The sequence below is a fragment of the Pseudomonas sp. CFBP13508 genome (assembly GCF_005233515.1).
Classification (GTDB): Bacteria; Pseudomonadota; Gammaproteobacteria; order Pseudomonadales; family Pseudomonadaceae; genus Aquipseudomonas; species Aquipseudomonas mercuritolerans.
This window is the reverse complement of record NZ_QFZZ01000011.1, coordinates 141399-153307: the sequence shown is the minus strand read 5'-3', so window position 1 is coordinate 153307 and position 11909 is coordinate 141399. Positions and strand designations below refer to the sequence as shown.

Here is an 11909-nt window from a genome sequence, read left to right as displayed (position 1 = left end):
CCTCGATGATCAGTCGAGAACTATCGCTCCTGACGGAGCGTTAGTCGAGATACAAGGAGCTGCCGAAGGCTGCGATCTTTTGATCTGGCTTTTGCTCTTGCTTCGGCTCTGGCTTTTGCTCTTGCTTCGGCTCTGGCTCTTGATCTGGCTGTGGCTTTTGATCTGGCCTTTGATTTGGCTTTTTGATCTTTTGCCCCGGCGACAGGCTTCGTTACGGGACTGATTCGGAGACCAAACCGCCAGCGGCAGCACCCGCGATAAGGGATATGTCCCCAATCAAAATCCTTTGCCCGTCCCCACCACGTCGACTCTGAGCTGGCGCGTTTCATGCAAGTGCCCCGCAAATCGCCATAAAACGAGCGCTCGTGGTCTTTCCAGCGGCGCCCGGTCCGGCAGAAGGTTTAGCCAGAAGGCCTGCAACGCTCAAGAAAGCTGTGCGCAGCCCGGTGACGTACGAGAGGGGAGACGATGAAGGCAGTTATTTTGGCGGGTGGCCTCGGCACGCGCATCAGTGAAGAGTCGCACCTCAAGCCCAAGCCGATGATCGAGATCGGCGGCAAGCCAATTCTCTGGCACATCATGAAGCAGTATTCCGCTCACGGGATCCACGACTTCGTCATCTGCCTGGGCTACAAGGGCTACGCGATCAAGGACTTCTTCGCCAACTACTTTCTGCACACCTCCGATGTCACTTTCGACATGCGCAACAACCGCATGGACGTCCATCAAAACTACAGCGAGCCGTGGAGTGTGACCCTCATCGACACCGGCGAGGAAACCATGACCGGTGGCCGCCTGTTGCGGGCCGCGCGTTATCTCAAGGATGAAGAAGCGTTCTGCTTCACCTACGGCGACGGTGTTTCCGACATCAACATTGCCCAGCTTGTCGATTACCACAAAGCCCACGGCCGCCTGGCGACCGTCACTGCCGTGCAGCCGCCAGGCCGTTACGGCGCGCTCGAACGCCAGGGCGATCAAGTGCTGGGCTTCACCGAAAAACCCCGTGGTGACGGTGGCTGGATCAATGGCGGTTTCTTCGTGCTTTCGCCAAAAGTACTGCCCTACATCAGCGATGACAGCACCACCTGGGAAGCCGAGCCTTTGGCCCGTCTGGCGCAGGACGAACAACTCAAGGCCTTCGAACACGAAGGTTTCTGGCATCCGATGGACACCCTGCGCGACAAGAACCATCTCGAAGCGCTGTGGCAGAGCGGGGAGGCCCCATGGAAGCAATGGGCTTGAATGCGGATTTCTGGCGTGGCAAACGCGTCCTGGTCACTGGGCACACCGGTTTCAAGGGCAGTTGGCTGACCCTGTGGCTGCAAAGCCTCGGCGCGCAAGTCAGCGGTTTTTCCCTGGACCCATCGACCGAGCCGAGTCTGTTCGAACTGGCGCGCGTGCACGAAGGCATCAATGATCAACGCGGCGATTTGCGCGATCTCGGCGCCTTGCTCGAAATCATTGCCGAGACCGAGCCGGAAATTGTTCTGCATCTCGCCGCCCAGCCCTTGGTACGCGAGGGCTATCGCGATCCGCTCGGCACCTATTCCAGCAACGTCATGGGCACGCTGAACCTGCTCGAAGCGATTCGTCAGATCGGCGGCGTGCGTGCCTGCGTGCTGGTCACCACCGACAAGGTCTACGCCAACAAGGAATGGCTGTGGCCGTACCGCGAAGACGAAGCGCTCGGCGGCCACGATCCTTACAGCAGCAGCAAAGCCTGCTGCGAATTGCTCGCGCAGTCCTATGCCGCGTCGTTTTTCCCGGCGGACAAACATGCCGAACATGGTTTGGCCCTGGCGACCGCACGCGCCGGCAATGTGCTGGGCGGCGGTGATTTTGCCCCGGAGCGACTGATTCCCGACGTACTGAAAGCCTGGACTGCCGACGAGCCGGTAACCCTGCGCTATCCGCAAGCCGTGCGCCCTTGGCAGCACGCGCTGGAGCCGCTGGCCGGTTATCTGCAACTGGCTGCCGCGCTTTACGAATACGGCCCGGAATACGCCGGTGCGTGGAACTTCGGCCCCGGTGAGGCGGACATGTGCAGCGTCGGCGAAGTGGTCGAACTGCTCGCCAGCCGTTGGCCGCAGGCCCGTGGGCTGCGTATCGAACCGAGTGAATTGCACGAAGCCGGTCTGCTGCGTCTGGACAGCAGTCGTGCGCGACAGGTGCTCGGCTGGCAGCCGCGCTGGTCGTTGCAAGCGTGCCTTGCGCAGACCCTGGATTGGCACTTGGCGTGGCAGAACGGCGATGACATGCGCGCCGTGACTCTGGGCCAATTGAATCTGTACCGAGGCGCGCTGTGAGCGAGTTTTCCCTGCAAGCGTTGCCATTGGCCGGCCTGTTCAGCGTTCAGCACAAACGTTTCGAAGACCAGCGCGGGCACTTCGCCCGGTTGTTCTGCGAGGGCAGCCTGAGTGCGTTCGGCAGCGCGTTTCACATTCGCCAGATCAACCATTCCTGTACCCGCGAGAAGGGCAGTGTGCGTGGCCTGCATTATCAGAATGCCAACGCCCCGGAAGCCAAGCTGATCACGTGCCTGCGTGGCGAAGTCTGGGATGTTGCGGTGGATTTGCGTCCCGAGTCGGAGACGTATCTGCACTGGCACGCCGAGCACTTGAAGGCGGGTGATGGCCGCAGCCTGCTGATTCCGGCCGGTTTCGCTCATGGCTTTCAGACGCTCACTGACGACGCCGAGTTGCTCTATCTGCACAGCGCCGATTACGCGCCGGAGCACGAGGGCGGCTTGTCGGTGAACGATCCACGGCTGGCGATTGCCTGGCCGTTGCCTGTCAATAATTTGTCAGCGCGTGACTCCAGCCATCCCGCGCTTGATCAACACTTTGCTGGAGTGCGTCTATGAATTGCCGTGGGTGCGCCGCACCGCTGAGCCTGCCGCTGATCGACCTCGGCACTTCGCCTCCGTCCAACGCCTACGTGCATGCCGATCGCCTGGAGCAGGCCGAGCAATGGGTGCCGCTCAAAGTCGCGGTGTGCCAGCAATGCTGGCTGGTTCAGACCGAGGACTACACCAGTGCCGACAGCCTGTTCGATGCCGAATACGCCTACTTCAGTTCGTTCTCCAGTACTTGGCTGAATCACGCCGAGCGCTATGTCGCCGAGATGAGCGAGCGTTTCGGTCTGAACGCCGACAGCCGTGTGGTCGAGGTCGCCGCCAATGACGGGTACCTGCTGCAATACGTCGCCGCGCGCGGCATCCCGTGTCTGGGCGTCGAGCCGACCCGCAGCACCGCACAGGCTGCACGGGAAAAAGGCCTGGAGATTCGTGAGCTGTTCTTCGGCCGCGACACCGCCACGCAATTGCGCAGCGAAGGCTGGAGCGCCGACCTGATGGCAGCCAACAACGTGCTGGCCCATGTGCCCGACATCAACGATTTCCTCGCCGGCTTCGCGACGTTGCTCAAGCCGACCGGCGTCGCCACCTTCGAGTTTCCGCAACTGCTGACGCTGATGGCCGGCGCGCAGTTCGACACGCTGTATCACGAACATTATTCCTACCTGTCGCTGACCGCCGTGCAGACCCTGTGCGAGCGCAATGGCCTGGAAGTGTTTGATGTCGGCCAGTTGAGCACCCACGGCGGCTCGTTGCGCGTATTCGTGCAGCGCAAGGACGGCCAGCGCCGCGCTGTCCTCCCGGCAGTTCAGCAACAATTGCAGGCCGAACTCGATGCCGGGGTGAAAACCGCCGAGTACTACGCGACCCTCGCGCCTGCTGCCGAACGCATCAAACATGACCTGCTGCGCTTCCTGTTGCAGGCCAGGGCCGACGGCAAACGTGTGGTCGGTTATGGCGCCGCGGCGAAGGGCAATACCTTGCTCAATTACGCCGGAGTCAAAGCGGATCTGCTGGCCTGGGTGGCCGATGCCAATCCGCACAAGCAGGGCAAGTTCTTGCCGGGCAGCCGCATTCCGATCGTGGCGCCGGCGCAGATCGAAATCGACAGGCCGGACTACGTGCTGGTGTTGCCGTGGAACCTGTTGCCCGAAGTCAGTCAGCAATTGGCGCAGGTGCGTCAGTGGGACGGGCGCTTCGTCATCGCCGTGCCTGAGTTGAAAGTGCTGTGAAGGTTCTGGTCACTGGCGCCACAGGCTTTGTCGGTCGGCATCTGGTTGCCGCATTGCTGGCGCGTGGCTGCGAGATTCGCGCCGTGGCGCGCAACGCAGAAACCGCGCAGGGCATGCCGTGGATCAATGACGTCGAGTTCATCGCAGCAGATATTCACGCGGCCGACCTGAACGTCGTCGCGCTGACCGAAGGCATCGACGCACTCGCGCACCTGGCCTGGCCGGGGCTGCCGAACTATCGGGCGCTGTTTCATTTCGAGCACAACCTGATGGCCGATTACCGCTTTATCAAAAGCGCGGTCGAGGCGGGCGTGCAGCAGGTTCTGGTGACCGGCACCTGCTTTGAATACGGCATGCAAAGCGGCCCGCTCAGCGAAGCAACCGGGCCACGGCCGAGTAATCCCTACGGTCTGGCCAAGCACACGCTGCACCTGTTTCTGCAGAGCCTGCAGCAGGAGCAGCCGTTCACCCTGCAGTGGGCGCGCTTGTTCTACCTGCACGGCGAAGGGCAGAACCCCAACAGCCTGTTGGCCGCGCTGGATCGGGCAATCGATAGCGGCGAGGCATCGTTCAACATGTCGGCCGGTGAGCAGTTGCGCGATTTCCTCGCGATTGAAACCGCCGCGAGTCATCTCGCCGCGATCCTCCATCAGCGCGACTTCGATGGCGTGGTCAACTGTGCCAGCGGCCAGCCGGTGTCGGTGCGTGCGCTGGTCGAACAGCGCTTGCGTGAGCGTGGCGCAACAGTGGATCTGAACCTCGGCCACTACCCGTATCCGACGCACGAACCGCTGGCGTTCTGGGCCGTCACCGAGCGCTTGCAACAGTTAATGGGAGAGTCGCCATGAGGCACGAGTTGTACCGGGCTACCGGCCTGCCAGTGTTGCAGAACCGTACTTTCGCCGATGCCGAATCGGCGCGGGCCTCGGCCAGCGCCGACATGCTGCTGGTGCAGGACGAACGCAGCGGTCTGGTTTTCAACGCCGCGTTCGACGCCGACAAGCTCAGCTATGACGCCGACTATCAGAACGAGCAGGCGCACTCCGGCCAGTTCCAGCAACACCTGAGCGATGTCGAAGGCATCATCGCCAAGCACTTCAAGGGCCAGGAACTGATCGAAGTCGGCTGCGGCAAGGGCTATTTTCTTGAGTTGCTCAAAGGCCTTGGCTATTCGATCACCGGCATCGACCCGGCTTACGAAGGCGAAAACCCTGACGTGATCAAGGCGCCGTTTACGCGCGGTCTCGGCTTGTCGGCCGATGCCATCGTGTTGCGTCATGTGCTGGAGCACATTGAGGACCCGGTGAGCTTTCTGGCCGTGATCGCCGAAGCCAATCAGGGCGGGCAGATCTACATCGAAGTGCCGTGCCTGGACTGGATCCTTGAGCACAAGGCGTGGTTCGACCTGTTCTACGAACACGTCAACTATTTCCGCCTCGATGACTTGCGCCGGATGTTCGGCACGGTGCATGAGGCCGGGCATCTGTTCGGTGGCCAGTATCTGTACATCGTCGCCGATCTGTCGACGTTGCGCCTGACCCCGGAGCAACCGGTGGCGCGCCTGGCCCTGCCGGAAGATTTCAGCGCCAGCCTCGACCGCGCTGTGCAGATCATCCGCTCGGCGCCTGCACAGGGTTCGGCGATCTGGGGCGCCTCGTCAAAAGGCGTGATCTATTCGCTGTTCCTGCAACGCGCCGGCGTCGCGGTCGATCGCGTGATCGATATCAACCCGGCCAAGCAGGGGCGTTATCTGCCCCTGAGCGGTGCGCGAGTGTCATCGCCGCAAGAGGCGATGGATGCGCTGCCCGAAGGCGCGCACCTGTTTGTGATGAATTCCAATTACCTCGAAGAGATCAAGCGGATGACCGGTGGACGCTACGTCTATCACGCCGTCGACAGCGCTTCGTTCCAGTGACCCTTGAGATGACCGACATGACCGACAACAGCATCAACCAGGCTTTTGAAGCCGAGTGCCGCGAGCAGATCGCCCAACAGGGTGACGACCAGAAACTGACCGGCCTGGCCCGGGATTTCTTCAACGAATCGGCCAAGCACAAATACAGCTACCACTTCTCGTGGATGGGCCGCCCGATCATCCAGCTGCCGCAAGACATGATGGCGATGCAGGAGATCATCTGGCAGGTCAAGCCGGACCTGGTCATCGAGTGCGGTATTGCCCACGGCGGTTCGATCATCTACTACGCCTCGCTGCTGGAGTTGCAAGGCCACGGTGAAGTGCTGGGCATCGACCTCGACATTCGTCCGCACAACCGCGAAGCCATCGAAAGCCACCCGATGGCCAAGCGCATCAAGATGATCGAAGGTTCGAGCATCGACCCGGCCATTGCCGCTCAGGTGCAGGCCGCCGCCAAAGGCAAGAAAGTCATTCTGGTTCTCGACTCCAACCACACCCACGACCACGTGCTCGAAGAGCTGCGCCTCTACGCGCCGCTGGTGTCGGTCGACAGCTACTGCGTGGTCATGGACACCGTGGTTGAAGACATGCCGGCCGACTTCTTCCCGGATCGTCCATGGGGCCCGGGCGACAACCCGAAAACCGCCGTGTGGAAGTACCTGGAAGAGAACCGGGACTTCGAAATCGACCAGCAATTGCAGAACAAATTGCTGATCACCGTGGCGCCGGACGGCTACCTGCGTCGCGTCCGTTAATTCGCAACATTTACCCAGCGTTGTTTCGGCGAGTCGCCGGTTGTGGAGAGAAGTTATGCAAGGCAAGTACAGTTCTGAACGATCGCTCAGCGAGCTGTTGACCGTGGTGCTGATTACGCATAATCGGCCGGCGTTCCTGCGCCGGGCAGTCAAGTACTACAGCAGCTTGCCCTGCAGGATCATGGTGCTGGATTCCACGCCGGAACGGCCGGAAGACGATTTTTCCGCCGTCGATTATCACCACGTGCCGCAGTTCGCTTACTGGGGCATGCAGGCGAAGCTGGCCTATGGCGTGGAGCAGTTGACCACGCCGTACATGGTGCTGGCAGCCGATGACGATTTCATTCTGCATGACTCGCTCGCCGAGTCCGTGGACTTCCTGCAGGCCAACCCCGATTACGGCATGTGCCACGGCTATTGCCTGATGTACCTGACGCTGGCCGGTGGGGTGAATTACTACCGTCGTGACAAGAAGGTCCAGGAGGACTACGCGTCCGACAGTGCGCAGGAACGCGTCATCGATTACATGAGCCAGTACATCCCACCGTTCTACGCGGTGACCCGTACCGACCTGATGAAAACCTGGCACTCCTCTCTGCCGCCGGGGACGAATTTCCAATGGCAGGAAATCGGTCACGTCTACTTCCTGCTGGCCAATGCCAAGGCGCGGATCCTGCCGACACCGTATGTCGTGCGCGAGATCAACTATGGCACGTCCGAGCACAGCACCGACGTCTATCACTCGCTGACCTACGTCGATGCGAAATCGGTGGCCGAGCGCGAGGCGTTCGCCGATTTGCTCGTGTCGTTGCCTTCCGCTATCGAGGGGCTCGATGCCAGGCAAACCAAGGCCTTCGTCCTCGAAAGCTTCCAGGCGATGGCCGACTGTCTGAAGTCCAATCGTTCGCTGACCGCCGAACTGATTTTCGAGTCCACCTGGAACCAGGAACTGAAGCTGCCGGATCGTCGTTTCGGGCCTCTGCAATACGTCGAAATGCCGTTCTACAACCAGGCGTTCTTCGATCGTCTGGAACAGTTCGAATTCATGCTGCACGCCATGCCCGCCGGCCGTGTGCAACTGGAAGGGCTGGAAGGAATCTGGACGCGTCAGGCGCACCTGTTGCAGGCGCGCAACAACGATACGCCGGAGAGTGTGGTTGACCGGCTGTGGCAAGCACATGACCTGAACGCGTTCAACCAGGTGGTTGCCAAGCGTCTGGCTGCGCAGTTGCAAGTGCTTGGTGACGAGGCGGCGGCGCAAGCCATGCATGAATGGATCGCCCGCCTCGAGGCGCTGACGGTCGATGATCATCAGGCCAGCTTCGACAAAATGAAATCCGGCCGTCTTCTGCAATGGCTGGCTGCGCGCGCGCCCGCCATCGAGCAGCTCGAGTCGATCAGCCAGCACTTGGCGGCTGATGGCGGTGGCCCGCAATTCGGCATCTTCCTGCTTGATCTGGACAACGACATCGACAAGCTGCAAGTGTCGCTCGACAGCTTGCTCGAGGGACACTGCAAAGCCTTCAGGATTGTTGTGTTCACCACCGGTGAAGCACCAGCGGCGACCACTGCGCAGAACACCCTGCACTTTGTCCGCGTCACGCCCGGCAACGTCGTCGACAAACTTAACCAGAGCGCCCAGCAGTCGCCAAGCGACTGGCTGATGCTGGCTGAGGCGGGGGATCTGTTCACCGCCAGCGGCCTGTTGCGCGCCAGCCTTGAGCTGATCGGCGCCCAAGGTGTGCGTGCGGTGGCCACCGATGAAATCCAGCGCAAGGAAAACGGCGCACTGGTCGACGTATTCCGCCCCGGTTTCAACCTGGATCTGCTGCAAAGCGTGCCGTCGCTGATGGCGCGGCACTGGCTGATCCGTCGTGAAGTCCTGCTCGAGGCCGGTGGCTATCAGGCCGACTTCAGCAAGGCGCTGGAATTCGATCTGTTGCTGCGCATCATCGAACAGGGCGGCCTCGACGGCCTCGCGCATCTCGACGAGCCGCTGCTGATTACCGAGCAGGCGCCTCTGGAAGAAAACGCCCATGAGCGTCTGGCGCTGCTGCGTCACTTGGGCAATCGCGGTTACAAGGCCAAAGTCACATCGACAACGCCGGGCACCTGGCAGATCGATTATCGCCACACCGAACAGCCACTGGTGTCGATCATTGTGCCGGTCATCGATGATCTGCCGGTGCTGCGTCGCTGCCTCGAAGGCGTGTTGCTGCGTACTCGCTACAGCCGCTACGAAGTGCTGCTGGCAGCCAACGCCAACCAGTCGGCAGAGGTCAACGACTGGCTGGGCACGCTGCGCCATGCCAAGGTCAACGTGTTGCGTGCCGACCAGCCGCTGAGCGAAGTTGCCTTGTTCAACGCCGCCAGCGAGCAGGCGCAGGGTGAATACCTGGTGCTGCTGGCGGCGGACAGCGAAGTGGTCAATCCGAACTGGATCGATTCGCTGCTCAACCATGCCCAGCGTCCGGAAGTCGGTATCGTCGGCGCCAAACTGGTCGATCGTGACGGCAAGGTTGCCCAGGCCGGTCTGATTCTCGGCCTCAACGACGGTGTGGGTTCACCCTTCATCGGCGAGAAACACAAGGCTGAGGGCTACATGCAGCGTCTGGCTGTCGAGCAGAATTACTCGGCCGTTTCCAAGGTGTGCCTGATGGTTGGCAAAGAGCTGTTCAATGCCCTTGGCGGCCTCGACGAAGCGACCTTCGCCGACGGCTATGGCGATGTCGACCTGTGCCTGAAGGCCGGTCAGGCCGGTTACCTCACCGTGTGGACGCCACTGGTGCAGGTGCTGCATACCGGCGAGCTGCCGAAGGCGCCAGCGGCACTGGCGGCACTGCGCGAAAAATGGCCCGACGCGTTCGCCCAGGATCCGGCGTACAACGCCAACCTGGCCCTGAGCGGCAAAGGTTTCACTCTGGGCGAAAACGCCTCGATCAATTGGGCGCAGTTGCTCGCCTGAGCAGGCCGGACAGGAATCACAACATGTTCAACGGACAATCGATTTTCATCTCCGGCGGCACCGGCTCGTTCGGCCGTAACTTCATCCGCCGGCTGCTCGAGCAGTACCAGCCCAAGCGCGTGGTGGTGTTCTCCCGCGACGAGCTGAAGCAGTACGAAATGCAGCAGACGTTCAACGCGCCGTGCATGCGTTATTTCATCGGTGACGTGCGCGACGCCGATCGTCTGCGTCAGGCCATGCGCGGCATCGATTACGTGGTGCACGCTGCTGCGTTGAAGCAGGTGCCGGCGGCGGAATACAACCCGACCGAATGCATCCGCACCAACGTCAACGGCGCGGAAAACATCATCGCTGCGGCGATCGATAACGGCGTAAAGAAAGTCGTCGCGCTGTCCACCGACAAGGCGGCCAGCCCGATCAATCTGTACGGCGCGACCAAGTTGCTTTCGGACAAATTGTTCGTCGCCGCCAACAACATTGCCGGTGAACAGCAGACCCGATTCGCCGTGGTGCGCTATGGCAACGTGGCGGGATCGCGCGGTTCCGTGGTGCCGTTTTTCAGCAAGCTGATCGCTGACGGCGCGCAAGAATTGCCGATCACCGACGAGCGCATGACCCGCTTCTGGATCACCCTCGATCACGGCGTGCAGTTCGTCCTCGACAGCTTCGCGCGGATGCACGGCGGCGAAGTGTTCGTGCCGAAAATTCCGTCGATCCGCATCGTCGATCTGGCGCGTGGCATGGCCGAGCATCTGCCGCACAAGAACGTCGGCATCCGTCCTGGCGAGAAGCTGCACGAGCTGATGGTGCCGCTGGACGATGCGCGAATGACGCTGGAGTTCGAGGATCACTACACGATTCAGCCGTCGATTCGTTTTACCAGCGTCGACGTCGATTTTGCCGTCGATAAACTTGGCGAGCGCGGCCATGCGGTGGGCGAGGATTTCGAGTATCGCTCGGACACCAATCCGCATTTCCTTTCGGTCGGGCAGATCGCCGATCTGCACGCGAAGCTGTCGGTATGATCCCTTACGGTCGGCAAAGCCTTGATCAGGCGGACATCGATGCGGTGGTCGAAGTCCTGCAATCGGACTGGCTGACCCAGGGGCCGACCATCGAACGCTTCGAGCAGGCGATGGCCGAGCGCTGTCAGGCCGATTTCGGCGTGGCGGTGTGCAATGCCACGGCGGCGCTGCACATTGCCTGTCTGGCTGCTGACTTGGGGCCGGGCGATCGCTTGTGGACCTCGCCGAATACCTTTCTGGCTTCGGCCAACTGCGGGCGCTATTGCGGCGCCGAGGTCGATTTCGTCGACATCGATCCACTGACCTGGAACCTCGACGCCTTTGCCCTTGAAGCGAAGCTCGAACAGGCCGAGCGCGACGGCACGCTGCCCAAAGTCCTCGTCGCCGTCGCGTTCTCCGGGCAGAGCTGCGATATGCGCAAGATTGCCGACCTGGCGGTGCGCTACAACTTCACCGTGATTGAAGACGCCTCCCACGCAGTGGGCGCGAGCTACGCCGGCCGCCCGGTCGGTTGTGGCGAATTTGCGGCGATGACGGTGTTCAGTTTTCACCCGGTGAAAATCATCACCAGCGCCGAGGGCGGCATGGTCCTGACCAATCGCCCGGCGCTGGCCGAACGCCTGCGACGCCTGCGCAGCCATGGCATGACCCGCGATCCAGAGCACATGACCGAACCCAGCCACGGGCCGTGGTATTACCAGCAGATCGAGCTGGGGTTCAATTACCGGATCACCGATCTGCAAGCGGCGCTGGGCCTGTCGCAACTGGGCAAACTGGATGAGTTTGTCGCACGTCGCCGGGAACTGGCCGCGCGTTACGATCAACTCCTCGCTTACCTGCCACTGACCTTGCCAAGTGCGCAGCCAGAAGCCGAATCAGCGTGGCATTTGTACGTCGTGCGCGTGCAGGCCGAGCGCTGCAATCTCAGCCATCGCCAGGTGTTCGAAGGTCTGCGCGCCGCTGGTATCGGCGTGAATCTGCACTATATTCCGGTGCATCTGCAGCCGTACTATCGCGAGCTGGGTTTCGCCGAGGGCGATTTCCCCGAGGCCGAGCGCTATTACGCCGAGGCGATCAGCTTGCCGCTGTTCCCTTTGCTCAGCGAGGCACAACAGGATCAGGTGGTCGAGCAACTGCGGCTGCTGCTGCTTGAGGAGTAAGGC

11 protein-coding genes are annotated in these 11909 nt (G+C 61.4%); all 11 read left to right on the top strand.

Features of this window, described 5'->3' with window-relative positions; translation table 11 throughout:
• A partial coding sequence (locus PspCFBP13508_RS27520) for a hypothetical protein (RefSeq protein WP_206665451.1) occupies positions 1-223 on the top strand: 223 nt, incomplete at its 5' end.
• A gap of 245 nt (positions 224-468) precedes the next feature.
• Positions 469-1242 carry a glucose-1-phosphate cytidylyltransferase gene (gene rfbF, locus PspCFBP13508_RS25170; RefSeq protein WP_130910933.1) on the top strand — a complete coding sequence of 258 codons (774 nt, stop codon included), beginning with the start codon at positions 469-471 and terminating at the stop codon, positions 1240-1242.
• Positions 1224-2306: a CDP-glucose 4,6-dehydratase gene (gene rfbG / locus PspCFBP13508_RS25165; protein WP_137216060.1), complete on the top strand. Its 1083-nt coding sequence runs from the start codon at positions 1224-1226 to the stop codon at positions 2304-2306. Before rfbF ends, rfbG begins: the two co-directional genes overlap by 19 nt.
• A complete protein-coding gene (gene rfbC / locus PspCFBP13508_RS25160; RefSeq protein WP_137216059.1) occupies positions 2303-2863 on the top strand; it encodes a dTDP-4-dehydrorhamnose 3,5-epimerase in 561 nt (186 codons plus the stop codon). The genes rfbG and rfbC overlap by 4 nt, the downstream gene beginning before the upstream one ends.
• Positions 2860-4086: a class I SAM-dependent methyltransferase gene (locus tag PspCFBP13508_RS25155; protein WP_130910936.1), complete on the top strand. Its 1227-nt coding sequence runs from the start codon at positions 2860-2862 to the stop codon at positions 4084-4086. Before rfbC ends, PspCFBP13508_RS25155 begins: the two co-directional genes overlap by 4 nt.
• Positions 4083-4934: an NAD(P)-dependent oxidoreductase gene (locus tag PspCFBP13508_RS25150; protein ID WP_137216057.1), complete on the top strand. Its 852-nt coding sequence runs from the start codon at positions 4083-4085 to the stop codon at positions 4932-4934. The genes PspCFBP13508_RS25155 and PspCFBP13508_RS25150 overlap by 4 nt, the downstream gene beginning before the upstream one ends.
• Positions 4931-6001: a class I SAM-dependent methyltransferase gene (locus PspCFBP13508_RS25145; protein ID WP_137216056.1), complete on the top strand. Its 1071-nt coding sequence runs from the start codon at positions 4931-4933 to the stop codon at positions 5999-6001. The genes PspCFBP13508_RS25150 and PspCFBP13508_RS25145 overlap by 4 nt, the downstream gene beginning before the upstream one ends.
• Positions 6002-6018: 17 nt before the next feature.
• The gene (locus PspCFBP13508_RS25140) at positions 6019-6756 is read left to right on the top strand and encodes a cephalosporin hydroxylase family protein (protein WP_130910939.1); all 738 of its coding nucleotides are present in this window, start codon (positions 6019-6021) and stop codon (positions 6754-6756) included.
• A gap of 55 nt (positions 6757-6811) precedes the next feature.
• Positions 6812-9721, top strand: coding sequence for a TIGR00180 family glycosyltransferase (locus PspCFBP13508_RS25135; protein ID WP_137216054.1), 2910 nt, complete (start codon positions 6812-6814; stop codon positions 9719-9721).
• Positions 9722-9744: 23 nt separating this feature from the next.
• Positions 9745-10746: a UDP-N-acetylglucosamine 4,6-dehydratase (inverting) gene (gene pseB / locus PspCFBP13508_RS25130; RefSeq protein WP_137216052.1), complete on the top strand. Its 1002-nt coding sequence runs from the start codon at positions 9745-9747 to the stop codon at positions 10744-10746.
• Positions 10743-11906, top strand: a complete 1164-nt coding sequence (gene pseC / locus PspCFBP13508_RS25125) for a UDP-4-amino-4,6-dideoxy-N-acetyl-beta-L-altrosamine transaminase (protein WP_137216050.1) — start codon at positions 10743-10745, stop codon at positions 11904-11906. Before pseB ends, pseC begins: the two co-directional genes overlap by 4 nt.
• Positions 11907-11909: the final 3 nt, after the last annotated feature.

Bases quoted from the DNA above. Each gene is read 5' to 3' on its own strand.
- rfbF (WP_130910933.1), top strand. From the start codon at position 469: ATGAAGGCAGTTATTTTGGCGGGTGGCCTCGGCACGCGCATCAGTGAA.
- rfbG (WP_137216060.1), top strand. From the start codon at position 1,224: ATGGAAGCAATGGGCTTGAATGCGGATTTCTGGCGTGGCAAACGCGTC.
- PspCFBP13508_RS25155 (WP_130910936.1), top strand. From the start codon at position 2,860: ATGAATTGCCGTGGGTGCGCCGCACCGCTGAGCCTGCCGCTGATCGAC.
- PspCFBP13508_RS25145 (WP_137216056.1), top strand. From the start codon at position 4,931: ATGAGGCACGAGTTGTACCGGGCTACCGGCCTGCCAGTGTTGCAGAAC.
- PspCFBP13508_RS25140 (WP_130910939.1), top strand. From the start codon at position 6,019: ATGACCGACAACAGCATCAACCAGGCTTTTGAAGCCGAGTGCCGCGAG.
- PspCFBP13508_RS25135 (WP_137216054.1), top strand. From the start codon at position 6,812: ATGCAAGGCAAGTACAGTTCTGAACGATCGCTCAGCGAGCTGTTGACC.
- pseB (WP_137216052.1), top strand. From the start codon at position 9,745: ATGTTCAACGGACAATCGATTTTCATCTCCGGCGGCACCGGCTCGTTC.
- pseC (WP_137216050.1), top strand. From the start codon at position 10,743: ATGATCCCTTACGGTCGGCAAAGCCTTGATCAGGCGGACATCGATGCG.